26 protein-coding genes are annotated in these 25,833 nt (G+C 59.9%); 19 read left to right on the top strand and 7 right to left on the bottom strand.

Features of this window, described 5'->3' with window-relative positions:
- Nucleotide 1 precedes the first annotated feature (1 nt).
- From GA0061102_RS21840 to rnk, 4 genes are all read left to right on the top strand, one after another.
- Complete coding sequence (locus tag GA0061102_RS21840; protein ID WP_092853130.1) at nucleotides 2-865, top strand: serine hydrolase; 864 nt, start codon at nucleotides 2-4, stop codon at nucleotides 863-865.
- Between the two features lie 29 nt (nucleotides 866-894).
- Nucleotides 895-2,436: an ABC transporter substrate-binding protein gene (locus GA0061102_RS21835; protein WP_092853128.1), complete on the top strand. Its 1,542-nt coding sequence runs from the start codon at nucleotides 895-897 to the stop codon at nucleotides 2,434-2,436.
- 124 nt (nucleotides 2,437-2,560) lie between these two features.
- Complete coding sequence (locus GA0061102_RS21830; RefSeq protein ID WP_092853126.1) at nucleotides 2,561-4,003, top strand: M20 family metallopeptidase; 1,443 nt, start codon at nucleotides 2,561-2,563, stop codon at nucleotides 4,001-4,003.
- Nucleotides 4,004-4,389: 386 nt separating this feature from the next.
- Entirely contained in the window at nucleotides 4,390-4,827 is a 438-nt protein-coding gene (gene rnk, locus GA0061102_RS21825; protein ID WP_092853124.1) for a nucleoside diphosphate kinase regulator, read from the top strand.
- A gap of 499 nt (nucleotides 4,828-5,326) precedes the next feature.
- On the opposite strand, the gene GA0061102_RS21810 is transcribed toward rnk, so the two are convergent.
- Nucleotides 5,327-6,391, bottom strand: coding sequence for an AraC family transcriptional regulator (locus GA0061102_RS21810; protein ID WP_425348556.1), 1,065 nt, complete (start codon nucleotides 6,389-6,391; stop codon nucleotides 5,327-5,329).
- A 141-nt stretch (nucleotides 6,392-6,532) separates the two neighbouring features.
- On the opposite strand from GA0061102_RS21810, the gene GA0061102_RS21805 reads away from it, so the two are divergent.
- The 7 genes from GA0061102_RS21805 (at nucleotide 6,533) to lpdA (ending at nucleotide 14,679) form a co-directional block, all read left to right on the top strand.
- Nucleotides 6,533-7,300, top strand: a complete 768-nt coding sequence (locus tag GA0061102_RS21805) for a 3-hydroxyacyl-CoA dehydrogenase (protein ID WP_092853116.1) — start codon at nucleotides 6,533-6,535, stop codon at nucleotides 7,298-7,300.
- Nucleotides 7,301-7,327: 27 nt separating this feature from the next.
- Nucleotides 7,328-8,515: an acetyl-CoA C-acyltransferase gene (locus GA0061102_RS21800; RefSeq protein WP_092853114.1), complete on the top strand. Its 1,188-nt coding sequence runs from the start codon at nucleotides 7,328-7,330 to the stop codon at nucleotides 8,513-8,515.
- Nucleotides 8,516-8,540: 25 nt separating this feature from the next.
- On the top strand, nucleotides 8,541-9,668 hold the full coding sequence (locus GA0061102_RS21795) for an acyl-CoA dehydrogenase family protein (RefSeq protein ID WP_092853112.1): 1,128 nt from the start codon (nucleotides 8,541-8,543) through the stop codon (nucleotides 9,666-9,668).
- Between the two features lie 69 nt (nucleotides 9,669-9,737).
- On the top strand, nucleotides 9,738-10,970 hold the full coding sequence (locus tag GA0061102_RS21790) for a 3-methyl-2-oxobutanoate dehydrogenase (2-methylpropanoyl-transferring) subunit alpha (RefSeq protein WP_092853110.1): 1,233 nt from the start codon (nucleotides 9,738-9,740) through the stop codon (nucleotides 10,968-10,970).
- 1 nt (nucleotide 10,971) lies between these two features.
- On the top strand, nucleotides 10,972-11,985 hold the full coding sequence (locus GA0061102_RS21785) for an alpha-ketoacid dehydrogenase subunit beta (protein ID WP_092853109.1): 1,014 nt from the start codon (nucleotides 10,972-10,974) through the stop codon (nucleotides 11,983-11,985).
- Between the two features lie 2 nt (nucleotides 11,986-11,987).
- Nucleotides 11,988-13,286, top strand: coding sequence for a dihydrolipoamide acetyltransferase family protein (locus tag GA0061102_RS21780; protein ID WP_092853107.1), 1,299 nt, complete (start codon nucleotides 11,988-11,990; stop codon nucleotides 13,284-13,286).
- Nucleotides 13,287-13,290: 4 nt separating this feature from the next.
- Nucleotides 13,291-14,679 (top strand): dihydrolipoyl dehydrogenase, encoded by a 1,389-nt coding sequence (gene lpdA, locus GA0061102_RS21775; RefSeq protein WP_092853105.1) that lies wholly within the window; start codon nucleotides 13,291-13,293, stop codon nucleotides 14,677-14,679.
- A 563-nt stretch (nucleotides 14,680-15,242) separates the two neighbouring features.
- Here lpdA and GA0061102_RS21770 read toward each other — a convergent pair.
- Nucleotides 15,243-16,145, bottom strand: a complete 903-nt coding sequence (locus GA0061102_RS21770) for a LysR substrate-binding domain-containing protein (protein ID WP_092853103.1) — start codon at nucleotides 16,143-16,145, stop codon at nucleotides 15,243-15,245.
- Between the two features lie 110 nt (nucleotides 16,146-16,255).
- Here GA0061102_RS21770 and GA0061102_RS32980 point away from each other — a divergent pair, with 110 nt between their 5' ends.
- The 8 genes from GA0061102_RS32980 to GA0061102_RS21735 all read left to right on the top strand — a co-directional run bounded on the left by GA0061102_RS32980 (nucleotide 16,256) and on the right by GA0061102_RS21735 (nucleotide 22,711).
- Complete coding sequence (locus GA0061102_RS32980; RefSeq protein ID WP_159432196.1) at nucleotides 16,256-16,408, top strand: hypothetical protein; 153 nt, start codon at nucleotides 16,256-16,258, stop codon at nucleotides 16,406-16,408.
- 37 nt (nucleotides 16,409-16,445) lie between these two features.
- A complete protein-coding gene (locus tag GA0061102_RS21765) occupies nucleotides 16,446-16,814 on the top strand; it encodes a nuclear transport factor 2 family protein (RefSeq protein WP_092853101.1) in 369 nt (122 codons plus the stop codon).
- Between the two features lie 157 nt (nucleotides 16,815-16,971).
- Nucleotides 16,972-17,898, top strand: coding sequence for an MYG1 family protein (locus tag GA0061102_RS21760; RefSeq protein ID WP_092853099.1), 927 nt, complete (start codon nucleotides 16,972-16,974; stop codon nucleotides 17,896-17,898).
- Between the two features lie 184 nt (nucleotides 17,899-18,082).
- Complete coding sequence (locus GA0061102_RS21755) at nucleotides 18,083-18,241, top strand: helix-turn-helix domain-containing protein (protein ID WP_425348557.1); 159 nt, start codon at nucleotides 18,083-18,085, stop codon at nucleotides 18,239-18,241.
- A 795-nt stretch (nucleotides 18,242-19,036) separates the two neighbouring features.
- Nucleotides 19,037-19,708: a response regulator transcription factor gene (locus GA0061102_RS21750; RefSeq protein ID WP_092853096.1), complete on the top strand. Its 672-nt coding sequence runs from the start codon at nucleotides 19,037-19,039 to the stop codon at nucleotides 19,706-19,708.
- 281 nt (nucleotides 19,709-19,989) lie between these two features.
- The gene (locus GA0061102_RS21745) at nucleotides 19,990-20,835 is read left to right on the top strand and encodes a DUF3313 domain-containing protein (RefSeq protein WP_245298105.1); all 846 of its coding nucleotides are present in this window, start codon (nucleotides 19,990-19,992) and stop codon (nucleotides 20,833-20,835) included.
- A 387-nt stretch (nucleotides 20,836-21,222) separates the two neighbouring features.
- Complete coding sequence (locus GA0061102_RS21740; RefSeq protein WP_092853094.1) at nucleotides 21,223-21,606, top strand: hypothetical protein; 384 nt, start codon at nucleotides 21,223-21,225, stop codon at nucleotides 21,604-21,606.
- A 253-nt stretch (nucleotides 21,607-21,859) separates the two neighbouring features.
- Complete coding sequence (locus tag GA0061102_RS21735) at nucleotides 21,860-22,711, top strand: PhzF family phenazine biosynthesis protein (RefSeq protein ID WP_092853092.1); 852 nt, start codon at nucleotides 21,860-21,862, stop codon at nucleotides 22,709-22,711.
- A 61-nt stretch (nucleotides 22,712-22,772) separates the two neighbouring features.
- Here GA0061102_RS21735 and GA0061102_RS21730 read toward each other — a convergent pair whose 3' ends face one another.
- The 5 genes from GA0061102_RS21730 to GA0061102_RS21715 form a co-directional block, all read right to left on the bottom strand.
- A complete protein-coding gene (locus tag GA0061102_RS21730; RefSeq protein WP_092853090.1) occupies nucleotides 22,773-23,483 on the bottom strand; it encodes a glutathione S-transferase family protein in 711 nt (236 codons plus the stop codon).
- 2 nt (nucleotides 23,484-23,485) lie between these two features.
- The gene (locus tag GA0061102_RS32975) at nucleotides 23,486-23,638 is read right to left on the bottom strand and encodes a hypothetical protein (RefSeq protein WP_159432195.1); all 153 of its coding nucleotides are present in this window, start codon (nucleotides 23,636-23,638) and stop codon (nucleotides 23,486-23,488) included.
- Between the two features lie 243 nt (nucleotides 23,639-23,881).
- The gene (locus GA0061102_RS21725) at nucleotides 23,882-24,571 is read right to left on the bottom strand and encodes a type 1 glutamine amidotransferase domain-containing protein (protein WP_092853088.1); all 690 of its coding nucleotides are present in this window, start codon (nucleotides 24,569-24,571) and stop codon (nucleotides 23,882-23,884) included.
- A 186-nt stretch (nucleotides 24,572-24,757) separates the two neighbouring features.
- Complete coding sequence (locus GA0061102_RS21720) at nucleotides 24,758-25,030, bottom strand: tautomerase family protein (RefSeq protein WP_092853086.1); 273 nt, start codon at nucleotides 25,028-25,030, stop codon at nucleotides 24,758-24,760.
- A gap of 26 nt (nucleotides 25,031-25,056) precedes the next feature.
- Nucleotides 25,057-25,767, bottom strand: a complete 711-nt coding sequence (locus tag GA0061102_RS21715; protein WP_092853084.1) for an SDR family NAD(P)-dependent oxidoreductase — start codon at nucleotides 25,765-25,767, stop codon at nucleotides 25,057-25,059.
- Nucleotides 25,768-25,833: the final 66 nt, after the last annotated feature.

Genomic DNA, 25,833 nt, shown 5'->3' with positions numbered 1-25,833 from the left:
TGTGGCAAGTCTTCCCAATTCCGCTTCGGTTGCCGAACGGCTCGCAGAAATCTGCGACGCGCAGCCCTTCGTAACCCGCTTCGTCGTTCGCAACCTTTTGACCGACGAGACGATCGAACGCGGCGCCGACGAAGAAACTCCCTCGGCGAGCACCCGCAAGACCTCGATCATGATGGCGGCATTGAAGGCGGCGCAGGAAGGTCGACTCGATCTTGACGAGCCGGTCACCTATGAAGCGCGCTTTGCCGAGGAAGTGGCAAGCGGCATGTTCCGCTATCTGACCCCTGGCATCGTCATTTCGCTGCGTGATGCCGTTACTGGCATGATGGTGCTCAGCGACAATGTCTGTACCAAGATGGTGTTCGAACGCCTGACGCTGGAAGAGGTCGACACCTATTGCAAGTCGATCGGTCTTGCCGGCACGCACCACCGGTTCCTTATCCCGCCGCTGGCCCTGCCCCCGGATCACGCACTGAAGTCGGTGACGACGACCACGGCGCGCGACCAGGCCACGCTTTTGCAAATGATCCTCGACGCGCAGAACTCGGCGGCAATGCGGGAGAAGCTTGGCGTCTCGGCAGAATTCTGCGCCTATGCACTGCAGACGCTGAAGAACCAGATCCTGCGCTATGCGATCCCGTCCCGACTGCCGTTCGGTACCGTCGTCGCCCACAAGGGCGGCACCGGCAAGCGCGGTCGCATGAATGCCGGCATCGTCTACCGTGACGGCGCGCCGTTCTACATCATCTCCGCCTATACCGATGAGGTGCCGCTTGCCATGCCGGACGGTACGCCGGGATATACGATCGCCTTGGAGACGATCGGCAGGCTGTCGCGCGCTTGCTGGGATGGATTTGCGTCATAACGATCAACGACAGATAAGAGGGTAGAACAGTGAAAAAGTTTCTTCTCGCGGGCACGGCCCTGCTTGCATTGGCAAATGTCGCGGCAGCGCGCGATATCACCATTGCGCAGAGTTCGGACCTGCGCAGCAACAATCCCGGCGTAAACCGCGACGGCAATACCGACGGCGTGATCCTGCACATCGTTGAAGGGCTTGTCGGCTACAATAACGCGGGCGAGGTGAAGCCGCTGCTCGCCAAGAGCTTCGAGACTTCCGCCGACGGGCTTGCCTATACGTTCAAGCTCAGGACCGATGTCAAATTCCATAATGGCAAGCTGCTGACGGCAGACGATGTGGTGTGGAACTGGACACGCTATCTGAAGCCTGAGACGAAATGGACTTGCCTGTCCGATTTTGCAGCCGGCGGTGCTGCGCATGTCACTGAAGTCAAGGCGGTCGACGCATCGACGGTCGAAATCAAGCTTGAAAAACCATCAGCCGTTTTCCTCGGCCTGATGTCGCGTCCGGAATGCGGTTATACCGGGATGATCTCGCCCGATTCCGTTGCCGCAGACGGCAGCTTTATCAAGCCCATCGGCACCGGTCCTTTCATGTGGGACGAATGGAAGAAGGGCGAATATATTCACCTGAAGAAATTCGCCGATTACCTCTCGCCGGCAAATGACGGCAAGCCGGACGGCATGGTCGGTTCCAAGCGGCCGCTTGCCGACGGCATCAAGTTCATGGTCATTCCCGATCCTTCGACCGTGAAAGCCGGTCTGGAATCGGGCGTGCTCGACACGGCCGAACTTTCGCCCGATCTCATCCCGGAAATCAAATCGAACCCGAAGATGCAGCTCATCGTGGCGCGCAACAACGGTAAGAACCTGTTCTACATTCAGACGCGCGATAAGGTGCTGAGCAAGCCGGGCGTGCGTCGCGCCATGGCGATGGCGCTCGATCTCGATGAACTCGTCGGTGCCGCATCCAACGGAACGGGTGAGGCCAATGGTTCGATGGTGTCGCAGGATTCCGTCTATTTCGACGCAACCCAGAAGAAGCGTCTGCCCTATGATCTGGAAGCAGCCAAGAAGGAACTTGCTGCCGCAGGCTACAAGGGCGAGCCGATCTCGATCATCGCCAACAAGCGCGGCAATGTGCCGAGCTTTCCGGTCGCCGTGATGGCGCAGGCCATGCTGCAGCAGATCGGCCTCAACGTGCAGATCGAGGTGCTCGACTACGCGACCCAGGTCGATCGCCGCCGCTCCGGCAACTATCAGATCATTTCGCAGTCGGTTGCGCCACGCCTCGATCCGGCGCTGATGTACTCCTTCTATGTCGGAGACAAGGACAAGAACGCCTCGCTGATGTGGGATGACCCGAAGGCGATCGAGCTGATGAAGGCTGCCTATGTCGAGGCCGATCAGACCAAGCGGCAGAAGATTTTCGACGAGTTCCACGAACTCATGCTGAAGAATATCCCAGGCATCTTCCTCTACGACATGGTCGATGTCTGGGGCGCTGCCAAGACGCTGAAGGGCCGGCCGGTCTGGCAATCGAACGCTCGCCTCTGGGAAGTGTCGGTCGACTGAGTGGCTTGCCCGCGCTGATGCGGATGGAGGCGCGGGCAGCTCATTTTTTCAGAAAAAGCCAGTGCCTTTCGGCGAGCGGCTTTCTGCGCCCTTCGAAGGCGCAAACACGATACGAGGACGAGCGATGAACCAAGAGGCCGTACAATCGATTGCCGCAGCGATCGAGGTGATGAAACCGGATTTCACCAAGCTGAGCGACAGCATCTGGGATTTCGCCGAGTTGAAATTCGAAGAGACGCGTTCGTCCGAACTCCTTGCCAAGACGCTGGAAGATAATGGCTTTTCACTGCGGCATGGCGTGGCAGGTATGGAGACGGCCTTTATCGGCGATTTTGGCGAAGGCAAGCCCGTTGTTGCCTTCCTCGGCGAGTTCGACGCACTGGCCGGCATGAGCCAGATCGCGAACGTCGCCGCGCACGAAGCCGTAATAGAGGGCGCCACAGGACATGGCTGCGGCCACAACCTGCTCGGTGTCGGCTCGCTGATGGCGGCGATTGCACTTGCCCGCCATATGAAGGCGAACAATCTTCCCGGCACCGTCCGCTATTACGGCTGCCCGGGCGAGGAGGGCGGTTCGGGCAAGACCTTCATGGTGCGCGCAGGTCTATTCGACGATGTCGATGCCGCTCTGACCTGGCATCCCGCGCCTTTCAATGGCGTCCGCTCGACCAATAATCTTGCGGTCATCGAATATTACTATCGTTTCAAGGGCATGGCCGCGCATGCATCGAATGCCGCCCATCTCGGCCGGTCGGCGCTCGATGCGGTGGAGCTGATGAATGTCGGCGTCAACTTCCTGCGCGAGCACATGCCGCAAGACTGCCGCGTGCATTATGCGATCACCGATACCGGCGGCAGGGCCGCGAATGTCGTTCAGGCAAAGGCCGAGGTGCTCTATCTGATCCGCGCTCCGGAAATGCCGCAGGCGCTGGATCTTGCCAAACGCGTCGAAAAAGTAGCGCGCGGTGCTGCCATGATGACGGAGACGGAGGTGGAGATCGTCTTCGATACTGCATCGACCAATCTTTTGCCAAACATCACACTCGAAACCGCCATGCATGAGAACATGACGGTGTTGGGACCGATCGCCTTCGACGAAGCGGATCTTGCCTTCGCCAAGTCGATCCAGCAAACCTTTGCGGAGGAAGCGATCAAGAGCAGCATCCGGCTTTACCAGATCAAGGGCGATGTCTTTTCCAATGCGAAGATCGACGGATCGACGCCGCTGCATCTCGGCTTGCGCGAATTCGAAGGCCAGTCGCATTTCCGCGCCGGATCGACCGATGTCGGCGACGTCAGCTGGGTGGTGCCGACGGCGCAATGCTGGACGCCGGCTTGGGCAATTGGCACCAACCCTCATACTTGGCAGGTCGTAGCCCAGGGAAAGAGCGCTGTCGCTCACAAGGCTATGGCGCATGCTGCAAAGGCACTTGCGACAACCGGCCTCTCGCTAATGACGTCACCGTCGCTATTGGCTCAGGCCAAAGCAGAGTGGCTGGAGAAGACGGAAGGCAAGCCTTATGTCTGCCCCATCCCAATGGATATCATGCCGGGAGACGAAGTTTAATTCTCGCCGTATCTCTCGACACAACGCCAGTTTAGGAGTGACGCGGCAACAAGAGGCCGATCGCTCCTTTGGTCATTTCACAGCCAAATCGTCTGCCCCCGAATGCCAGACGTTGCAACCGGTCGTCGGTGGATGGCATACGCCTGATTGGTCAGGCTTGACAAACGTTCCTTTAAATCCAACGATACATGCATGAACGTCTCGCGCCGCATATTTGCGTCTTGCCTAACGCATCGGCCGTTTCCCATCGCGGGAAACTAGCCCCGGCTTGGCCTCTGTTCCAAGTGCGGGGCTTGCGTAATGTCCTCCCTCCTTCAGTTCCGTCTTAGCTCGCGGCAAAGCTGCGCTTTTCGGAACATTCGATTGGCAAGAGCTTGAGCATCTCCATGGCAAAAGATCAGAAAATCGGCCTGCATCAGGGCAAACCCAGTATCGCCATCTGTCGGACGGATCGCGATAGGCTGACGAAACTCGCGGAAGCGATCTCCGATCGTTCGCCGATCATCGCGGAGGAATTGTTGGTTGAGCTCGACAGAGCTGATGTGGTCAGCGACGAAGCCATGCCGCGAGGTATCGTGCGGATGGGCTCGACGGTGGAATATCACTCGGACGACGGGCAGGAACGTCGCGTGTCGCTGGTCTATCCCGGCGAGGCGGACATTTCGCTTGGGAGGGTTTCTATTCTAACCCCGATCGGAACGGCACTGATCGGCCTTTCCGCTGGTCAATCGATCAGTTGGACCGCCCGTGACGAACACCGACACCGATTGACGGTAATCAGCGTCGGAGATCCGGATTTGGCGGCGATGGGGAAGGCCCAATAGCATTTCGATGACGTCTCATGCCGGCTGGCGTCAAGGCGGTTTGGACAACATGCGGTGCCTCGCGCGCATCATTTGGCGTGACGCGCGTGCCCAAGCAGGATGAAGCCGGCAAACCTCATATAGCCTTCAAATGGAACGATGTTTTCACTGACGGGTCAGGCTCGGCCGGATTCAGACTTCGGCTTGAAGTTGAGTGAAGTCCCGTCAGTTCACGTCAATTTTGCGGAGCGTGGAATCCCCGCATTTCGCTTGCTTGCCGGTTTCGAACGGCCCACTTCCGCACTAAGGTTCCTTCCAACCGGCAAGGACAGCCGCAATCTCGTCGCTTCGCCGGAATTGCGCAATGGCGTCGCAGTCGCCGGTGCGGTGCTGTTTCGGGCCATCAATGCCCCGTCTGAAGAATTGTTGGGCCTGAGAGCGCGGCGGTAACGAAAATTCGGCCATGCCGACCTCATAACGAGTTGCGCATGGCCGATCCGCATCGGCAGTCCCGCAGAGATCATGGGCCTCGCGCAGTCGTCTCTCTTCGAAATGCGGCCGGGCTTCTTGCTGTCCATTTCCGAAATGCACGATGAAAGGCGCTGGGTTCGGAAAAGCCAAGGCGTGTCGCGATCTCTCCGACTCCGAACTCGGTCGTCTGCAGCATCTCGATTGCAAGATCGCGGCGGATTTCGTCTCTGATGGCTGCGTAATTCTGGCCCTCGGCCTGCAGGCGATGCCGCAGCGTCGAGGGTGACATGCGCATCTGCGCAGCCAAATCATCGAATGCTTTCCACGACGCAGGCGGCAGTTGCCGCAGCCGCTCGCGAACGCTCGCGGCAAGGCCGGCGTCATAGCGGTAGCGCACGAGGATGTTGGCGGGAGCATTGCGCAGAAACTGTTTCAGAGCCTGTTCGTTGCGTGTCACCGGTAGTTTCAGGACGGAGGCATCGAAAGCGAGCCTGCTGACCGGCTGCGAGAAGCGCACGGGTGCGCCGAAGAAAAGTCGATAGTCTGCTCCGTGATCGGGCTCGGCGCAGCGGAAATCGACCATCCGGAGGGGGATGCGGCGCCCGATGAGCCAGCAGGTAATGCCGTGCAGCAGGATCCAGTAGGTCCGGTAGGCAAAGGCGGAGCGCGCGCTTGCCGAATCCGTCAGCACGATCTGCGCCAGCCCATCGGCAATTTCGAGATGCCCTTGCGGGTCTTCCAGCACGACGTTCAAAAATCGCAGCGCGCGCCGCAGAGCCTGGTCGAGGGTCTTGGCATGCAACACGCAGTGGCAGAGCAGCGTGAAGCTGCCGCGCCGCATCGGCCTGCTGCCCATGCCGAAGAATTCGTCGTCCATCTCGGCCGCAATCGCGAGCCACAGTGCACCATAGCTTTCTGCCGAAATCGGCGCGTCCATCCGGGTAGACAGGCCGAGCGAAGTCAGCACTCGCTCGGGCGATTTTCCCTGTCGTCGAACGCAATCGAGCGCCTCTTTCACGAAGAAGGGTGATATCATCCGCCGTGCGGCTTCCGTCATCGTCATGCCCTGTGAAATATGGTAAAACTGGCCGATAGTTTGAGACGCTTCTGTCATCGTATGCAATATCGCACGGAGATAGAGTAGGGCAAGGCGCCAAGCAAATCGCGCCCTGCCGGGAGGATGCAATACGGCGGGCGAGCGTTCGGTGCTTTGAGGTCGCCCTATTGAAATCGAAGGCGCTGGAGGAGAGCGACCATGTTGATCCGTGGGAAGAGTTTCGTCATCACCGGTGGCGGTTCGGGCCTTGGTGCAGCGGTCGCGCGGATGCTAGCGGGCGAGGGCGCGAATGTGGTGATCGCCGACCTCAATACGGACACAGGCGCCGGCATTGTCGCTGAACTTGGAGCCGGCGCAGCCTTTATCAAGACCGATGTCACTGAGGAGGGGGACGCGCAGGCCGCGATCGACACGGCGCAGGAGCGCTTCGGCCATCTGCATGGGTTGGTGAATTGCGCCGGCGTCGCTCCGGGCGAAAAGGTGATCGGTCGCAATGGCCCGCACCGGCTTGACAGCTTTGCTCGCACGATCGGCATCAATCTCATCGGCACTTTCAACATGATCCGGCTCGCCGCAGCGGCAATCGCCAAGAATGAGCCTGATGCGGAGGGCGAGCGTGGCCTCATCGTCAACACAGCATCGATCGCCGCTTTCGATGGGCAGGTTGGTCAGGCGGCCTATGCGGCCTCCAAGGGTGGCGTTGCGGCCATGACGCTGCCGATCGCCCGGGAATTGGCTCGCAGCGGCATTCGGGTCGTCACGGTCGCGCCAGGCATCTTCGAGACGCCGATGATGGCCGGCATGCCGCAAGAGGTACGGGAATCGCTTGGCAAGAGCGTGCCCTTTCCGACGCGTCTTGGGAGGCCGGTGGAATTCGCCGGATTGGTGCGCCACATCTGTGAAAACGTCATGCTGAATGGCGAGGTCATCCGCCTCGATGGTGCGTTGCGCATGGCGCCGCACTGAGACAGGCTCATTACGGGAGGTTTTGATATGACGCTACAGGATCCGATCGTCATCGTTGGCTCGGCCCGTACGCCAATTGGCGGTTTTCAGGGGGATTTCAGAGATTCGACCGCAGCGGAACTCGGCGCGGCTGCCATCCGCGCCGCGCTTGAGCGCAGCGGCATCAGCCCTGACGCCGTGGATGAGACGGTTTTCGGTTGCGTTCTTCCGGCCGGACAAGGCCAGGCGCCGGCCAGGCAAGCCGCGATCGCGGCGGGTCTGCCGTTTGCCACGGGGGCGACCACCGTCAACAAGATGTGCGGTTCGGGGATGAAGGCCGTCATGTTGGCACATGATCTTATCGGCGCCGGCAGCGCTTCGATCGCCGTCGCCGGCGGCATGGAGAGCATGACGAATGCACCTTACCTCCTCGACCGGGCCCGCAGCGGCTACCGGCTCGGACACGGCCGTGTCATCGACCATATGTTCCTGGACGGGCTGGAGGATGCGTATGACAAGGGACGCCTCATGGGCACCTTCGCGGAGGACTGCGCCGAGGCCTACCAGTTCACTCGCCCTGCGCAGGACGACTACGCCGTCACATCTTTGACCCGCGCCCGCAATGCGATTGAAGAGGGCGCCTTCGACGCCGAGATCGTGCCCGTCACCGTAAAGGCGGGGCGGTCCGAGCTGGTCGTCAGCCGTGACGAGCAGCCCGGCAAGGCGAAGCTCGAGAAGATTCCGACGCTGAAGCCGGCCTTTCGCGAAAACGGCACGGTGACCGCTGCGAACGCATCTTCCATATCAGATGGTGCTGCCGCGCTGGTGCTGATGCGGCGCTCTCAGGCCGAGCGCGAGGGCATCGCTCCGCTTGCCACCATCGTCGGCCACGCCACGCATTCGCAGGCGCCCAATCTCTTCGCGACGGCACCGATCGGTGCGCTGCGTAAGCTTGGCGAACGCACTGGCTGGAACCTTGGGGATGTCGACCTGTTCGAGATCAATGAGGCCTTTGCCGTCGTCGCCATGGCTGCGATGCGCGATCTCGACTTGCCGTATGACAAGGTCAATATTCATGGCGGCGCCTGTGCGCTCGGCCATCCGATCGGTGCATCCGGCGCCCGCGTGCTTGTTACGCTGCTTTCCGCACTCAGGCGTTACGGCATGAAACGCGGCATGGCGACCCTCTGCATCGGTGGCGGTGAGGCGACCGCGATGGCCGTCGAACTGAATTGAACGGTTTCGAGGAGGAGACCGCGACATGATCCTGACTGAAGACCAGATCCAGATCCGCGATATGGCGCGCGATTTCGCGCGCGAAAGGCTGGCGCCGGGCGCGGCCGCGCGCGATGAGAAAAGCCGGTTTCCTCGCGAAGAGCTGAAGGAAATGGGTGAGCTCGGCTTCCTCGGCATGCTTGTCCCCGAAGCCTATGGCGGCTCGGAAACGGGCGTGATCGCCTATGCCGTGGCGCTCGAGGAGATCGCCGCCGGTGATGGCCCTTGCTCCACCATCATGAGCGTCCACAGCTCCGTCGGCTGCGTGCCGATCCTGAAATACGGCACTGAGGAGCAGAAGCAGCGTTTCCTTCCGAAACTTGCCAGTGGTGAATGGATCGGCGGCTTTGCCCTCACCGAGCCGCAGGCCGGCTCCGACGCCTCGAACCTGAAGACCCGCGCCCGCCGCGACGGAGATCACTATGTCATCGACGGCGCCAAGCAGTTCATTACTTCGGGCAAGAACGGCAATATCATCATCGTCTTCGCCGTCACCGACCCGAATGCGGGCAAGAAGGGCATTTCCGCCTTCATCGTGCCGACCGACACGCCCGGCTACGAGGTCGTGCGCGTCGAACACAAGCTTGGCCTGCACTCGTCGGACACATGTCAGATCGCCTTTACCAACATGCGCATCCCTGCAGATCATCGGCTTGGTGAGGAAGGCGACGGCTACAGGATTGCCCTGTCGAATCTGGAGGGCGGGCGCATCGGCATCGCATCGCAGTCCGTCGGCATGGCCCGCGCGGCTTTCGAGGCGGCGCGCGATTATGCCCGCGAGCGCACGGCCTTCGGCTCGCCGATCATCGACCATCAGGCGGTTGCCTTCCGGCTCGCCGACATGGCGACGCAGATCGAGGTGGCCCGCCAGATGGTGCTGCATGCCGCCCAGTTGAAGGAGGAAGGACAACCCTGTCTCACCGAAGCGTCCATGGCCAAACTGTTCGCCTCGGAAATGGCCGAAAGGGTCTGCTCCGATGCGATCCAGATTCATGGCGGCTACGGATACATGGCGGACTATCCGGTTGAGCGCATCTACCGCGATGTCCGCATCTGCCAGATCTACGAGGGAACGAGCGACGTCCAGCGCATCGTTATCGCACGCAATTTGTAGAATATCTGCGGCCGTGCTTGCCGTGGGGAGCAACGGGCAGGGCGGCCGACAAGGGAGGTATCACAGGATATGAATGAGGTTCCAAATCTGAGCCTGCACGTCCCCGAGCCGGCGGTCCGGCCCGGCGGCCAGCCGGATTTCTCCAACGTCAAGATCGCAAAAGCCGGGTCCGTGCCGCGGCCGGCGATTGACGTGGCACCGGAAGAGATTCGCGATCTCGCCTATTCCATCATCCGCGTGCTCAACCGCGACGGCGAGGCGGTCGGCCCCTGGGCCGGGCTGCTCTCCGATGAGGAGCTGCTGACGGGGCTGCGCAACATGATGAAGCTCAGGGCCTTCGACGCCCGCATGCTGATGGCGCAGCGGCAGGGAAAGACCTCCTTCTATATGCAGCACCTTGGTGAGGAGGCGGTCAGTTCCGCTTTCCGCAAGGCGCTGAACAAGGGAGACATGAACTTCCCGACCTACCGGCAGGCGGGGCTGCTGATCGCCGACGACTATCCCATGGTCGAGATGATGAACCAGATCTATTCGAACGAGGCGGATCCGCTGCGTGGCCGGCAACTGCCGATCATGTATTCGTCAAAGGAACATGGCTTCTTCACCATCTCCGGCAACCTTGCCACCCAATATGTGCAGGCCGTCGGCTGGGCCATGGCGTCGGCCATCAAGAACGACACCAAGATCGCGGCCGCCTGGATCGGCGACGGCTCGACCGCCGAATCCGACTTCCACTCCGCTTTGGTCTTTGCCTCCACCTACAAAGCGCCTGTCATCCTCAACATCGTCAACAACCAGTGGGCCATTTCGACCTTCCAGGGCATCGCCCGCGGCGGCTCCGGCACCTTCGCCGCTCGAGGTCTCGGCTTCGGCATCCCGGCGCTGCGTGTCGATGGCAACGACTATTTGGCTGTTTATGCCGTTGCCAAATGGGCTGCCGAGCGCGCACGGCGCAACCTCGGCCCGACGCTGATCGAATATGTTACCTATCGCGTCGGCGCCCACTCCACATCCGATGACCCGAGTGCCTACCGTCCGAAGACCGAATCCGAGGCCTGGCCGCTTGGTGATCCGGTGTTGCGGCTGAAGAAGCATCTGATCGTGCGCGGTGTCTGGTCTGAAGAACGCCACGCCCAGGCGGAGGCCGAGGTCCTCGATGAGGTCATCGAGGCACAGAAGCAAGCCGAAAGCCACGGCACGCTCCATGCCGGCGGAAAGCCGTCGGTGCGGGACATCTTCGAGGGCGTCTATGCGGAAATGCCCGCCCATATCCGCCGCCAGCGGCAGAAGGCAGGATACTGACATGGCAAGAATGACAATGATCGAGGCCGTGCGCAGCGCCATGGACGTCTCGATGGGGCGTGACGACAATGTCGTCGTCTTCGGCGAAGACGTCGGCTATTTCGGCGGCGTTTTCCGTGCCACGCAGGGGCTGCAAGCCAAGTATGGCAAGACCCGCTGCTTTGATGCGCCGATCAATGAATCCGGCATCCTTGGCACCGCGATCGGCATGGCGGCTTATGGCTTAAAGCCATGCGTCGAAATCCAGTTCGCCGACTATATGTATCCCGCCTATGACCAGATCACCCAGGAGGCGGCACGCATCCGCTATCGCTCCAACGGCGACTTCACCTGCCCGATCGTCGTGCGCATGCCGACGGGCGGCGGCATCTTCGGCGGGCAGACGCACAGCCAGAGCCCCGAGGCGCTGTTCACCCATGTCTGCGGCCTGAAGGTGATCGTGCCTTCCAACCCCTACGATGCCAAGGGCCTGCTGATCGCGGCGATCGAGGATACGGATCCGGTGATGTTCCTCGAACCCAAGCGGCTCTATAACGGCCCCTTCGACGGCCATCACGAGCGGCCCGTTACGCCCTGGTCGAAACATGAGCTCGGCGAGGTTCCGGAGGGGCACTACACGATCCCGATCGGCAAGGCGGAAGTCCGCCGGGCCGGCAGTGCGGTTACCGTCATCGCCTATGGCACGATGGTGCATGTGGCGCTCGCCGCGGCGGAAGAGACGGGGATCGATGCCGAGGTGATCGACCTGCGCAGCCTCCTGCCGCTCGACCTCGATACCATCGTCCAGTCGGTGAAGAAGACAGGCCGTTGTGTCGTCGTGCACGAAGCGACGCTCACCTCCGGCTTCGGCGGCGAAATCGCTTCGCTGGTTCAGGAGCATTGCTTCTATAGTCTCGAGGCGCCGATCGTGCGCGTGACCGGCTGGGACACGCCCTATCCGCATGCACAGGAATGGGACTATTTCCCTGGCCCCGCCCGTGTCGGCCGGGCGTTGAAAGAAGTGATGGAGGGCTGAGGATGGGCGAGTTTGTCATCAAGATGCCCGATGTGGGCGAAGGCGTGGCCGAGGCCGAACTGGTCGAATGGCATGTCAAGCCGGGCGACCCGGTACGTGAGGACATGGTGCTCGCCGCTGTCATGACCGATAAGGCGACGGTGGAAATTCCCTCTCCGGTCGATGGTGTCGTCCTCTGGCTCGGCGCCGAGGTCGGCGACACAGTCGCCGTCAAAGCACCCTTGCTGCGCATCGAGGTTGCCGGCGAGGGCGGAGCCGAAGAGGCTCGAGCCACCACGATTGAGCCGCCGGTGAAGGTGGAAGAAGTCAAAGACAAGCCCGCAGAGGCGAAGTCGGCACCGTCGCCTTCGACCAGACCGTTGGTCGAAGCCTTAATCACCGAGCCGGAAAAATTCGCCGAGCATGCTGTCGCTCGCGAACCGACGGAGCGACCGCTCGCTTCCCCTGCCGTCCGCTTGCGTGCCCAGGAGGCCGGCGTCGATCTGCGCCAGGTGACCGGTACCGGCCCGGCCCGTCGCATCACCCATGACGACCTTGACCAGTTCATTGCGCGCGGCGCCCAGTCCGCCGCTGTTGCTCCAACCGGGCTTGCTCGCAAGACTGCCATCGAAGAGATCAAGGTGACCGGCTTGCGCCGCCGCATAGCCGAGAAGATGCGTTTGGCAAGCTCGCGCATTCCGCACATCACCTATGTCGAAGAGGTTGATGTTACCGACCTCGAGGACCTGCGCGCGACGATGAATGCCGGCCGCAAGTCTGATCAGCCGAAGCTGACCATCCTGCCGTTCCTGATGCGCGCGCTCGTCAAGACGATTGGCGAGCAGCACGGCGTCAACGCCACATTCGACGACGATGCCGGTGTCGTCACCCGCTACAGTGCCGTCCATATCGGCATCGCCACGCAGACGCCGTCCGGCCTGACGGTGCCCGTCGTCCGGCACGCAGAGGCCCGGTCGATCTGGGACGTCGCCGCCGAACTCACGCGCCTCGCCGATGCCGCTCGCAACGGCACTGCCGCGCGTGAGGAGCTTTCCGGCTCCACGATCACCATCACCTCGCTCGGCGCGCTCGGCGGCATCGTCACGACGCCGATCATCAATCATCCGGAAGTGGCGATCGTCGGCGTCAACAAGATCATGACCCGGCCCGTCTGGGACGGCACGCAGTTCGTCCCGCGCAAGATCATGAACCTGTCGTCGAGCTTCGACCATCGGATCGTCGATGGCTGGGACGCAGCGGTTTTCGTGCAGCGGATCAAGGCTCTGCTCGAAACCCCCGCACTAATCTTCATCGAAGGTTGATGACATGAAAGAAATCGTCTGCAAGCTCCTCGTCATCGGCGCCGGCCCCGGCGGCTACATCTGTGCCATTCGCGCCGGCCAGCTCGGCGTCGACACGGTCATCGTCGAATCGACGAAGGCCGGGGGCACCTGCCTGAACATCGGCTGCATCCCGTCCAAGGCGCTGATCCATGCGGCCGAGGAGTTCGAGAAAGTCAGCCAAATGACCAGTGCCAATGCGCTCGGCATTACGGTCGAGGCGCCGAGGCTCGATCTCGCCCAGACTATACGATGGAAGGATGGCATCGTCGGCCGGTTGAATAGCGGCGTGCTTGGCCTCCTGCGCAAGGCCAAGGTCAAGATCGTGCACGGGCAGGCGAAGTTCCGCGACGGCAAAACCGTCGAGGTTGAAACCGAGACCGGAACCCAGATCATCCGCGCCGATACGGTTGTGATCGCGACAGGCTCCGAACCGGTCGAGCTGCCGTCGCTGCCCTTTGGCGGCGCGGTCCTCTCTTCCACCGAAGCGCTGGCGCTGACGAGCGTTCCGGCCGCGCTTGCGGTTGTCGGCGGCGGCTATATCGGCCTGGAGCTCGGCACCGCCTTCGCCAAAATGGGCGCGCATGTCACTGTGGTCGAGGCAATGTCGCAGATCCTGCCGCAATATGATGCCGAGCTCGTCAAGCCGGTCGCAAAGCGCCTGAATGAACTGGGCGTGCGCGTTTTGACCGGCGCAAAGGCAAAGGGCTATTCCGGGGAGGCGTTGGTAATCGAGACCGCCGCCGGCGAGGGAGAGCGGATCGCCGCAGACAAGGTGCTCGTCACCGTCGGGCGCAAGCCGCGTACCGAAGGATGGGGTCTTGAAGAACTCGATCTCGATCGCACCGGACGCTTCATCCGCATCGACGAGCGCTGCCGCACGTCGATGCGCGGCGTCTATGCGATCGGCGACGTCACCGGCGAGCCGATGCTCGCTCATCGTGCCATGGCACAGGGCGAGATGGTTGCGGAGATCGTTGCCGGCCGCAAGCGCGCCTGGGACAAGCGTGCGATCCCCGCCGTCTGCTTCACAGATCCGGAGATCGTCACCGCGGGCCTTTCGCCCGACGAGGCCCGCGCCCAGGGTTACGAAATCCGTGTCGGCCTCTTCCCCTTCGCTGCCAATGGCCGTGCGATGACCACCCAGTCGGAAGACGGTTTCGTCCGCGCCGTGGCGCGCGTGGACACGAGCCTGGTGCTCGGTCTGCAGGCTGTCGGCGCCGGCGTCTCGGAGCTCTCCAGTGCCTTTTCGCTGGCGCTCGAAATGGGCGCGCGGCTGGAAGATATCGCCGGCACCATCCACGCCCATCCGACCCGCAGCGAAGGCCTGCAGGAGGCCGCATTGAAAGCACTTGGCCATGCCCTGCACATCTGAACCCGCAATGCGGGTCGAAGCCCCCTTTGGCGGAAGACCCTGATCGGCGCATCGGTCCGTCCGTCCGAATCCAGCTCAATCTGTCGGAGGCGCTGACAGCCTAACGCCTCCGCTCGTCCTCGGACTGTCTCTCGATCAATTCAGGTCAATCGACTTTGGCTATCATCAAGAGGTTGCTATCGAGATCCTCGAAGCTGAAATAGGCATCATGCGGGGTGCAAAATCCTTGCCATCGAGAACGAGTTTCGTCTCGCGGACCATGGGGACGGTCCAGAGATGGCCGAAGACCATGTCGCCCTGCGGTGCAGTATCGAGCGGGCGTGCATATCATGCTCGGGCGGCGATAATCTCGGGGCGGGAATGAAGACTGCGCCAATATCTCGGATGATCAAATTCTTCTCCACCGACTAAAGCCGGTTTGCCGCACTATGGCGCTGAAAATTGCGACAAGATTACATGAAGCGAAAACAATCGCTGATGGACGGCGGTTTGGCGGTGAAGCTGTTTGCTGCTTGTAGGTGCAACGAAACCACAGGGCTATCGCCGTGCATTCCGGCACGCCGTCAACGCGTCAGGGCATCACGCGGAAATCCGGCGGCAAGGCTATCGATGAATTTTCGCACAGCAGGTGGGAGGCCTCGTCTGGTGGTGAATACCAGATGCACCAATCCCCGCATCCCACTCCAGGCCGGCAGGACGCGAACGAGCGAACCAGCGTCGAGTGCCTGCCGACAGGTATGATCGGGGAGGAAGGCGACGCCCAATCCTGCGATCGCGGCCGAACGAACCGCAGAGAAATCGGCACAACCCATTCGCGGCGCATGCCGAAGAATGTGCGTACGACCGTCGTTTGTCGTCAGGTGCCAGTCGATCTCCCCTTGCTCCTCCGTGGTCGCCAGAGTTGGAAAATGTTTGAGATCGTCGATATCGGCCATCTTGCTTGCAAGCTGCGGACTGGTGACAAGGATGCGAACGGACTCCCCGAGCGACCGCATCGTCAGCGAGGCGTCGCTATCGAGCGAAGTCCGGACACGCAGCGCAACGTCAATCCGCTCTTCGATGAGGTCGACCGGTCGGTCGGCGACGACGAGCTGAAGACGAACTTTCGGATAGCGGTCGAGAAACTGCGTCAGGAGGGGCGAGATGGCTTCAATAAGCCCCGTCGGGCAGCTCATGCGTACAACACCGTGCGGTTCCGACTGTGCTTCCGCTATCAAAGCTTCGGCACGCTCGGCCTCCGCCAGCATGGTCTTACAGTGCTTGTAGAAGCTCTGGCCGACGTCGGTTACCCTGAAACGCCGACTTGACCGCTCGATCAAGCGGACGCCGAGACGCGCCTCCAGACCGGCAACGCGGCGGCTAAGCTTTGATTTTGGCTCGCGCAGCGCGCGACCTGCCGCCGCAAAGCCGCCATGCGCTACCACTTCGGCAAAATACGCGAAATCGTTCAGGTCAGTTCGCACCATCGTTCCTCATTTGGAACGATGGATATCATATATACTGACTATTTGCATCATCGTTCTCCTGGCATGCTCTTCATCAGCAGGCGATTAGACCGCGATTAAGGAGAATGACCATGATGAAGAGGTTCGAAAACAAGGCTGCGATTGCGCCAGGCGGCACGAGCGGTATCGGACCGGCCGCAGCAAAGGCCTCCGCCAATAATGGCGCTTCGATCGTCGTCAATCGCATCGAACGTTTCGTCGACGGCGGCGAGGCCAAGATCTGATCGCTATCCAGCTTCATCCTCACATTGGAGAACAACTATGTCCTATGACGTTGCTACCTTGCTTACCCGCAATCTTCACGAGGTGTTCGGCGAGGGCGATGATGCCCGTCGTCGTGCGGTAGTGAACGAAATTTTCACGGAGGACGCAGTGTTTTATGAACCGAACGGCGTCTATCGCGGCCGCGACGAGATCGTACGGATAGCCGGGGTGATCCGCGCCACTCATCCGAGCTTCCGGTACACGGCCCTAAAGGCACCCGAAGTTCTGCATGATCGGGCGGGCCGCGTCCAATGGGTCTCAGGCGCCCCGGGCGCATCGCCGGCATATGCGGGCACGGATGTGATTGTTGCTCGGCAAGGCAGGATCGCCGAGATCTATCTGTTTTTCGATCCCTTGCCACTCTAGCCGACACATCGGAGGGAAACTCCTGTGCGTGGTGAGGGCTGTTCTCAGCGACTAATGCGGCCAAATGCAAATTTGGTGGGTTGAGCTGACATCGTGCAGCGGCTATCTGGTGCCAACCCCGAAAGGGCTCTTCGCTAGCATTAAGGTTTATCGCGGCATGATTCCAAATTTCCTTATCACCCACTCCGGTGGCTTTCATGCTGATGAAATACTTTCCAGCGTCATCCTCACCCGGCTGTTCCCGCAGGCTCGCCTCGTCCGCAGCAGGGCTCCGGAATGGATCATGCCCGGCGCGGACCGCATCGTCTACGATGTGGGTGGAAAATATGATGCCGCAGAACGGATCTTCGATCACCATCAGCGCGGCGCGCCGTTGCGGGACGATGGTCAGCCGTTCAGCTCATTCGGCCTGATTTGGAAGCACTATGGCCGTGATTATCTCGTCGCCAGCGGCCTTCCCGAAGCGCATATCGAGGCGGTTCATGCCTCCTTCGATGCGAGCTTTGTGCTGCCGGTCGATCTGATGGACAATGGTGCAATCAGCCCCGCAATCGCGGGGCCGCTGGCCGGGCTCACTCTGCCGGCATTGCTGGAAACCCTAAAGCCTGTTTTCGACGAAACCGACCCGGAGGCCGACGATCGCTGCTTCCACAGCGCACTCGCCATTGCCCGCAGCTTCGTCGAGGCAAAGATTGCTCAAAGTGCCGCAAAGCTGCGCGCCGAGTCGCTTGTGCATCAGGCGATCAGGGATGCGGGTGAAGGACGAATTCTGGAACTGCGAATGGGAATGCCGTTCCGTCCCGCCATCGTAAAGGCTGGCGCCGATCATCTGCTATTTGTCGTGCATCCGCGCGAAAAGGATTGGTGCCTGACCGGCATTCGTCGCGCGGACGAGGGATTTGAGCTGCGCGCCGATCTGCCTGCGGCCTGGGCTGGTTTGACCGATGGCGACCTGGAGGCGGCTTGCGGCGTAAAGGGCGCGAGCTTTTGCCACAATGGCCGTTTCATTGCGGCTGCCAAGACCCGTGAGGCTGCTCTCGCTATGGCCGAGTTGGCGGTAAGGGAAGCGACCTCCAACCACTAGGCGTCGAGAATAGATGTCGCATTGGGCCGCGCCGCCTGATGATTGACGGCGTTGTCATGTGGTCGGCGAATGATGGGTGAGGGCGTGCCTGCCCACCTTTGCTCCCACTCCAAACGACACCTATCCACCCAAGCGGCAGCCCGCGCGAGCAAACATGTCCTCGACAATGATGGGGGTCGCGGGGATGTCAGCCGGCGATGTGCTCGGCGCGGCATGCGAACCGGTGACGAAGCAGGGTAAGGTCAAGGGAGTGAGGTTCGATACGCTCGAACGAATTTGCTGCTTTCTTGAATGCCAGCCGGGCGACATTCTGCGTTATGACCCTGACGATCCCGTCGAATGAGCCTCCGGCGTAGCGAGTGACCTCAGATCCGGCAATGCTTACCAAAGAGCAAGATGCCGTCACGGCCTTCGCTCGAGGCGCCGTGGCGAGCTCGGCCGTTAGCGTTTGGAACAGGGCTGAAAAGCGGAAAATTCCCCATGGAAATCAATTGGCTGGTTTGCTGATGCGGTCCATCTTATGGCAAGGTGAGCCGTGTGGCTGCCGGGCAGTCTAGCGCCTTAGATTTGCCATCCTCATAATCGAATTACGAGCAATAGGTTTGATCTTGTATTCATTTGATCGATTCATGCGATCGAAGTCGACTAAGTACAGCGTTGGTTCCGTCGACATAATTGTGTTTGGTGCATGCAGCGCCTCCATATGCGTATAGTGAAAAGCTCTCTGGCTTCGCAACAGATATGCCCAATGTTGCAGTTTCGAGACACGAACAGTGACTTAGATCCTTTGAAACTTCGGAACATACGCATGAACGCCCATTGGAAGCGATACAACTGTCGAGTCTAACATGTCGATCTCTTGATAATGGACGGTAGATGCTCTGTTGCCAAAGATCGTATATGCGGGCTGCCGCCAATACACTTTCCATAGGCCAATATGGCACGTAGTTCGAGCAACAAGCCAGCATGCCTTCAATCGGGAATTTCCTTTCCTGCCATATACATGCGATCATCATCCGATGATCTCATGTGATGCAGCTAATGGAATGCGCTTACAGGACAGCAGATCCTGTAGCTGTCGTCGTTAGGAGCGTGCGAGAAATGCACCAGTTCACCCCATCGGCAGGAACTGATCATAATGAGGATTTTGCTTGTTGAGGATGAGGAGCAGATGGCTGCTGCCCTTGCGGCGGTACTCGCGAAACAGGGCATTGTCATAGATCATACCAAGTTTCTGGAGGATGCGTTCGAGCTCACGTGTCAACACGTCTATGATGCTATTCTCTTGGACCGTCATCTGCCTGATGGCGAGGGTTTGACGATCATTCCGCGACTGAGAGCTAGGGGCTCTGATACACCTGTTATCGTTCTTTCGGCTAAAAACAACCCGCAGGAGCGGATCGACGGGCTCAACGCTGGCGCCGACGACTATCTTGGAAAGCCATTTCTGGTAGACGAGCTTATGGCTCGCTTACGCGCAGTCATTCGTCGCCCGCCGCACATAGCGGCTCCGCAAATCACGGTCGGCGATCTAACCATAGATGCACTGCATTTCAGCGCCACCGTTGCAGGGGTGGCGCTCGAACTGCCGAGACGAGAACTCCTCGTGCTTCTCACATTGGCGAAGCGCCAGGGAAAGACGACGACACGCACAGTCCTCGAATCGGCGGTCTACAATTATGAGGAGGAGATACAGTCGAACACACTGGACGCTCATGTCTCCAGACTAAGAAAAAGGCTGCTTGATGCCGGATCGGCTGTGACGATCCGCAATATCAGAGGTGTCGGCTTTCTGATGAGAGAAAATTGATGCTTATTTGTCGTGCCAAGCCGCAAGGGGCGGCCTGGGTGGTGAGACAGATGGCAACCAATCATCGAAGCCCCGTCGCCATCGTAAACACCTGCGGAAGGACCTCTGCAGCGCGGCCCAGCCTATCACATAACGCCGCCGCCGAGGCTTCACGTCAGACTATCACAATGATCCCCGGTTAAATCGTCTCCATCATTTCGATAGCTGCAGGGAAACGAATGGAACCGAATTTGACGATGCCTGGACCCGTGTACCATCACTGGCGCAAAAGGGGGGCGGTGATGTCCTTCAAGGTAGCTCCCCTTTTTGTCCTGCCTATAGCGATGGTGATGGTGGGGTGCAGCAGTATTCCCCTTAAGGACGCCGGCACGCTGTCAACCTATAAAAATCTCGGTCCAGCAAAGGGAAACACAAGCAAATCTCGAACTTTCGTTGACAAGAACGGACTGGCCAACGTTCGCACCGTCAAGATTTTTCCGACAAGCTATGGGTTTAATGCCGGCGCTCAAATCAAGGATCCGCAGGATCGGGCACTTGTCTCCAATGCCATCAATCGTGCCCTGTGTATCGCGCTGAGCAACAAGTATCAGATCGTCCCACTCGGCCAGCCGGCGGATCTGACCGTCAAAGCGGTCATCAGCGATATGGTTCCGACGAACAAGAAGGTCGCCGGAATATCGAAGGCGGCCTCCCTTGGATCCAGTGCCGTCATAGGGTTTGGAATACCGCGTCTTCCTATCGGGTTCGGAGGATTGGCGGTCGAAGGCGAGGCGGTCGATGCGTATGGCGTTCAACGCGCTGCAATAATTTGGGCGCGAGGAGCCAATTCTTTCACGACCGGCGCGCGAGTGTCGGATGTGGGGGACGCATACAGCCTCGCATCCAGTTTCGGCAATCAGTTTGCAGAAATGCTCAAAGACGGAAAGCAGCCCGGCGGCTTCAAGCTCTCATTGCCGTCTTCGGATCAGATCAAAGCCACACTGGGCGGGAAGCCAAAATATGCCGCGTGTGAGGCTTTTGGCGGCACGAAGGGTCTTGTCGGTGTGGTGGCCGGCGAGTTCGGAGCGCCGCCGTCCTGGACCGATCGCGCGGGCGCGGCTCCAGCGAAAGATCCCAGTCATCAGTAGCAACGATACATTGCCGGCGACAACTTTCAAAAGGTTTCTGCCCCATTGTCGGGATATTGGTCAGCCTCGCTTTCACGTATGCGCCATCTTCCCGCAAGATCGCCGTATCAAGCGAGGCAACATGTCTAACAGGCTGAAAACCCGTTTTCTCAGGTCTATTGCAGCTGTCGTTATCATGGTCTCGTTGCTTGGCGGCCCGGTTTTCATATTCATCTTAAAATATCAGCAGGTGATAGCCCCTATCTATTCGTCGCTGTACGAGAATGGAGCCTTGTCACTGCATTGCAGCTCATGCGTAAGGCAGAGGGCTTATAGACCATGAATGTGTTCCATCTATCTTTCACGTCAACAGCGTTTCAGTGTATCTCTTGAGGGGAACCATAGCCGATGACGGGTGCCTACAGGTCGATTTTCGGGCAGGAATTGCAAAAGTCGAAAGGTGGCAGACGGTTGACTTATACCGCTATCTTCGGTTTTTCTGTATTGCTGTCTATCGCTATCTCATTTTTGTTTGAGTTCTATCTACTCGAAGTCGGGATGTGGGGCTCTGCCTTCTTTCTCAGTTCTACGACTGCAGCTGGCCTGCTCTGTTTGTTGGTTGGTAGCCTCGCCGCAAGCAGTGAGCTAAAAAATGCGGCGTTCCAGTCTAAGTGGCTGCTAGTAATTGTACTTTCACTAACCCTCGGATATCTGGCCATAATATCTGGACAAAACCTGGGGGAATCGCTGCTGAGCCCGGACTTCATGATCTTTTGGGCGCTACCCTCATAATGACTGTGTGTTGTCAGTCGATCTGCCTGACGCGCGCAGGAAAGGTGGGAGACTGCCGAGAACCTTTCTTGATTGCCTGCGGCGCGACCAGATGGCGACAAGGAACCTGCGGCAACGACCCGTCACGAAAGCTTAACTTAAGTTTGGAATTTTGCCTCCGAAGCGGCAGCCAGGCGGGATAGGAAACTTGCCGACGCTGCACAGCCATCTTTGGCAAAGTACGCTGTCAAAGATACAAGCGAGGTAGGATTCCATGCAAGGAAAACAGACACGAACGCTGAGCTTTCAGCAGGTCGATGTATTCTCTTCTCATCCCCTGCGGGGTAACCCTCTGGCCGTCGTCATGGACGCAGATGATTTGCCGGATGCGCAGATGGCCGCCTTTGCAAATTGGACCAACCTGAGCGAAACGACCTTTCTCTTGCGCCCACAGCATCCGGAAGCCGATTATCGCGTTCGGATATTCACTCCCCAGACTGAACTGCCGTTTGCGGGACATCCCACGCTTGGCAGTTGCCACGCATGGCTCGTCGCTCGGGGAGAGGGCGCGAAGGGAGATATCGTTCAGGAATGTGCGGCCGGTCTCATTCGCGTGCGAAAGTTTGAGGATGGCCTGGCGTTTGCAGCTCCACCGCTCGTGCGGCAAGGCGACCTCGAACCGGCCTTGTTCAAGCAAATCTTGAGTGGCCTCCATCTTTCGCCCGAAGATGTCGTTGCGGCGCAATGGGTGGATAACGGCCCGGGATGGCTGGCCTTGCTCCTCAAAAGCCGCAGGGATGTTCTCGCTTTGAAGCCCGACTTCCGGGCAATCTCCGGCATTCGAGTTGGGGTCTGTGCCCCATGGCATCCGGACGAGGATGGCCGGGAGGCGGATTTTGAGGTTCGGGCATTCACGGCGGCCGGTTTCGAAGATCCCGTAACCGGCAGTCTCAATGCGGGAATAGCGCGCTGGCTGATTGGCAGCGGCATCGCCGGAACCGCATACATTGCGGCCCAAGGGACCGTCCTTGGACGTGAAGGGCGCGTCCGCGTGGTACAGGACAGCGATGCGATATGGATCGGCGGAAACGTGAGTACCTGCATAACAGGAACGGTTTCGTTTTAGGCCACGTAGCGGATCTTGTCGGTGGCCCGCCGGAGGAAGTCTTCGATCCCTGTGACGCTTGTCATGACCGTGCCTCTTCGGCGGGAACATGTGGGGCGGAGCGGGCGAGCCCGCCGAATGCGTCGAGAAGGCGATCACGCCAATGGAAGACCGGATCGTCGGCTGCGAGCAACTCGGCCGGGCTCGAGCAGCGTGCCCACATGAACATGCCGAACACGCAGTAATCGGCATAAGCGGGCTCCGAACCGCATAGGTAGGCGCGTTCCCTCAGGACATGCCGCAGCGGCGACAAGGCGCTCCGCAATGCCGAGAGATGAGCCGGCCGATCGGTGACGACGGCTTCGAGGCTCTCGCCGAAACGCTTTTCGCGCGATGTGCGGAAATAGGCTTGATCGACCGGCGCCAGACAGTCGTGAATGTCGCGCAGGATGATGCGGGCGATCAGGGGCAGCAAGGTTTTATCGGCCCAGGCATTGATGAAGCCGGCGAGTTGCGCGGCAGCGTCGCCTCCGAACAGGGTGGGCGTGTTCGGATATCGCGCTTCCAGATACTGTGCGATGTGCCAGGAATCGCTCACTGTCTCGGTGCCATTGACCAGCACCGGCACAAAGCCTTGTCCGGAAAAGGCGATGGCGTCTTTCTCCGTGAAGCGCCAAGGCCGGCTTTCCGCTGTAAGCCCCTTGTGCGCAAGCGCCATGCGCACCTTCCAGCAATGCGGGCTGAAAAGCAGATCGTCATCGCTTCCGGCGAGTTCATAGAGCACCATGCCCATGGTCACTGCTCCCCAACGGTCTTTATCGTCTGAGCGAAGAGGCCCTTCTTGCCATTCTCGGTAACCAGAGCGACGCGATAATGCTGCCGCATCTTCTCTGGAGAGGCCGTGATCTTCCGCCTGTTCGAAGTGTTCGAGCAATGGAGGTCGATCATTCTTTGGCCCTCAGCGGCAGCGTCCGTGGCCCTTCTTTGGTACGATCACCAGGTTTGACTGTCGTGTCAAGAATGAACCGGGATAACCAAGGCCTCCAGCTGTGTAGCCGTGACTTTCAAATGGGAAGCCGGGGCTGTCGATGCCGCCCCGGCCTGTTTTCTGATGCTGCTGTGATGGTTGGAACTCGCAGTTGCGAACGATTTCGGCGCGGGCAAGCTCCTCGCTTGTTCCGTGCGCAGGCGCTACTTGCCTTGCTTGCGCAACGCCTCGATCAGAAGTTCGGCAGCTGGGCCGGAAGACGCCGGATTCTGCCCCGTGATCAATCGGCCATCGACGACGGTGTGGACACCCCAATCCTTGACCTTCGAGAAGATGGCCCCGAGGCTCAGCAGCTCGTCCTCCACCAGGAACGGCACGATCTCGGTCAGGCCGACAGCTTCCTCTTCGCCGTTGGTGAAGCCAGTCACGCTCCGTCCGGTTACGAAGGGCGTGCCGTCGGAGTTCTTCACACGATGCAGAACGCCAGGCGCATGGCATACAAGAGCGATGGTCTTGCCGGCGGCGACGAAGGATTCGATCAGGCTGATCGAGTCCGGATCCTCAGCGAGATCCCACATCGGCCCATGGCCGCCCGGATAGAATACCGTATCGAAGTCCTCCTGCTTCACGCTGCTGAGGCGCACCGTGTCGGCGAGTTGCGCCTTGGCGGCTTCGTCGGCATTGAAGCGCCGGGTCAAGTCGGTCTGGAAAGAAGACTCGTCGCTCTTCGGGTCCAGTGGCGGCTGGCCGCCCCTGGGCGATGCGAGGGTAATTTCTGCGCCGGCGTCCTTGAATGCATAGTACGGTGCCGCCAGTTCTTCCAGCCAGAAGCCGGTCTTGCGACCGGTACTGCCAAGCTGATCGTGCGACGTCAAAACCATGAGAACTTTCATTTCAACCTCCTGATGTGTCCGGTCCAAAGTCGCTGTTGCTTTTCGATGCGGTAGTGACCAATCGCTTTTCTGCCGTCGTTCTCGTTCGGCTTGCGCCCGATTGATACTGCCGGCGACGACATGCCCCATGCTGCGTTTGCTAGGAGCCTCAAAGGAGGCTCCGCTTCTCAGGATGCACCGGCAAGTTCAGTTGCTAGTGCCATCTTCGTGGAGCTTCTTTGAAGCCGAACCTTGTGCGGCCAGCTTGTTGCGATACTCGGCAACGGGCATGCCACCCCAGCCCCAGTCTTCCATCTCCACTTCCTCGACAACCACCCAGGTCCATTCCGGCGGCTTGCCGAGCACATCGAACAGAACCTGGCTGATGCCCTTGTAAATCTCGGCCTTCTGCGCGGCCGTCGTGCGATCGACGCCGGGCTCCGTGCCTTCTCGGGTTAGTTTAACAGTAACGAATGGCATTGACGTGTCTCCTTTGGGACTTTCGATCAGTGGCCGGCGCTCTGGCCGCCATCGACATGCAGGATCTCGCCGGTCACGAAGGGCGTGGCTTCGAGATAGAGGACGCCATTGACAATATCGGTGATTTCGCCGATCCGGCCGACCGGGTGCAGCGCGCCGAGAAACTCATGGGTTTCGGGCTTGTGCATCGGGGTCTTGATCACGCCCGGCGCGACTGCATTCACGCGGATGCCGCGACGGGCATATTCGATAGCTAGGCTCTTGGTCGCGGCAGCAATGCCACCCTTCGACAGCGAAGCGAGAACGGAAGGAACCGAGGACAGCGCATGCTCGACCAGCGTCGTGGTGATGCTGACGATATGGCCGCTGCCCTGCGTCTCCATCGCTGCGACGGCTGCCTGAGTGATATAGAAAAAGCCGTTGAGGTTGGTCGAGACGACCTGGGCATATTGTTCAGGAGAATACTCGGTGAAAGGTGCTGCGAGGAAGATGCCAGCATTGTTCACCAGCGTATCGACGCGGCCGAACTGGCGAAGCGCCTCGGCGATGACGCGCTGGCCGGTCTCAGGATTGCCAATGTCGCCGGCGATGGTGAGAACGTCGGGATCGCTGGACGGTTTGATCGACCGCGATGTCGCGACGACGCGGTAATTGCGGTCGAGATAGGCCTTGACCAGGGCCTCGCCGATGCCTTGCGATGCGCCGGTGATGACGGCGACTTTGCGTTCCTTGCTCATGTTCGAACTCCGATGTTTGCGTTGATCCCGGTTCTTGACCGGACGCAAAAGATCTACATCTCATCG

This window comes from Martinezella miluonensis (genome assembly GCF_900094545.1).
Lineage (GTDB): Bacteria > Pseudomonadota > Alphaproteobacteria > Rhizobiales > Rhizobiaceae > Rhizobium > Rhizobium miluonense.
Note: the sequence above shows the minus strand (reverse complement) of the source record. Positions and strands in the feature narration are given on the sequence as shown.

Excerpts from the sequence above, each read along its gene's own strand:
- GA0061102_RS21810 (WP_425348556.1), bottom strand. The coding sequence starts at position 6,391 with ATGACAGAAGCGTCTCAAACTATCGGCCAGTTTTACCATATTTCACAG.
- GA0061102_RS21795 (WP_092853112.1), top strand. The coding sequence starts at position 8,541 with ATGATCCTGACTGAAGACCAGATCCAGATCCGCGATATGGCGCGCGAT.
- GA0061102_RS21780 (WP_092853107.1), top strand. The coding sequence starts at position 11,988 with ATGGGCGAGTTTGTCATCAAGATGCCCGATGTGGGCGAAGGCGTGGCC.
- GA0061102_RS21745 (WP_245298105.1), top strand. The coding sequence starts at position 19,990 with ATGTCCTTCAAGGTAGCTCCCCTTTTTGTCCTGCCTATAGCGATGGTG.
- GA0061102_RS21830 (WP_092853126.1), top strand. The coding sequence starts at position 2,561 with ATGAACCAAGAGGCCGTACAATCGATTGCCGCAGCGATCGAGGTGATG.
- GA0061102_RS21785 (WP_092853109.1), top strand. The coding sequence starts at position 10,972 with ATGGCAAGAATGACAATGATCGAGGCCGTGCGCAGCGCCATGGACGTC.
- GA0061102_RS21740 (WP_092853094.1), top strand. The coding sequence starts at position 21,223 with ATGACGGGTGCCTACAGGTCGATTTTCGGGCAGGAATTGCAAAAGTCG.
- GA0061102_RS21715 (WP_092853084.1), bottom strand. The coding sequence starts at position 25,767 with ATGAGCAAGGAACGCAAAGTCGCCGTCATCACCGGCGCATCGCAAGGC.
- GA0061102_RS21730 (WP_092853090.1), bottom strand. The coding sequence starts at position 23,483 with ATGGGCATGGTGCTCTATGAACTCGCCGGAAGCGATGACGATCTGCTT.
- GA0061102_RS21805 (WP_092853116.1), top strand. The coding sequence starts at position 6,533 with ATGTTGATCCGTGGGAAGAGTTTCGTCATCACCGGTGGCGGTTCGGGC.
- rnk (WP_092853124.1), top strand. The coding sequence starts at position 4,390 with ATGGCAAAAGATCAGAAAATCGGCCTGCATCAGGGCAAACCCAGTATC.
- GA0061102_RS21755 (WP_425348557.1), top strand. The coding sequence starts at position 18,083 with ATGTCAGCCGGCGATGTGCTCGGCGCGGCATGCGAACCGGTGACGAAG.
- GA0061102_RS21800 (WP_092853114.1), top strand. The coding sequence starts at position 7,328 with ATGACGCTACAGGATCCGATCGTCATCGTTGGCTCGGCCCGTACGCCA.
- GA0061102_RS21725 (WP_092853088.1), bottom strand. The coding sequence starts at position 24,571 with ATGAAAGTTCTCATGGTTTTGACGTCGCACGATCAGCTTGGCAGTACC.
- GA0061102_RS21790 (WP_092853110.1), top strand. The coding sequence starts at position 9,738 with ATGAATGAGGTTCCAAATCTGAGCCTGCACGTCCCCGAGCCGGCGGTC.
- GA0061102_RS21770 (WP_092853103.1), bottom strand. The coding sequence starts at position 16,145 with ATGGTGCGAACTGACCTGAACGATTTCGCGTATTTTGCCGAAGTGGTA.
- GA0061102_RS32975 (WP_159432195.1), bottom strand. The coding sequence starts at position 23,638 with ATGATCGACCTCCATTGCTCGAACACTTCGAACAGGCGGAAGATCACG.
- GA0061102_RS21760 (WP_092853099.1), top strand. The coding sequence starts at position 16,972 with ATGATTCCAAATTTCCTTATCACCCACTCCGGTGGCTTTCATGCTGAT.
- GA0061102_RS32980 (WP_159432196.1), top strand. The coding sequence starts at position 16,256 with ATGATGAAGAGGTTCGAAAACAAGGCTGCGATTGCGCCAGGCGGCACG.
- GA0061102_RS21735 (WP_092853092.1), top strand. The coding sequence starts at position 21,860 with ATGCAAGGAAAACAGACACGAACGCTGAGCTTTCAGCAGGTCGATGTA.
- GA0061102_RS21750 (WP_092853096.1), top strand. The coding sequence starts at position 19,037 with ATGAGGATTTTGCTTGTTGAGGATGAGGAGCAGATGGCTGCTGCCCTT.
- GA0061102_RS21765 (WP_092853101.1), top strand. The coding sequence starts at position 16,446 with ATGTCCTATGACGTTGCTACCTTGCTTACCCGCAATCTTCACGAGGTG.
- GA0061102_RS21720 (WP_092853086.1), bottom strand. The coding sequence starts at position 25,030 with ATGCCATTCGTTACTGTTAAACTAACCCGAGAAGGCACGGAGCCCGGC.
- lpdA (WP_092853105.1), top strand. The coding sequence starts at position 13,291 with ATGAAAGAAATCGTCTGCAAGCTCCTCGTCATCGGCGCCGGCCCCGGC.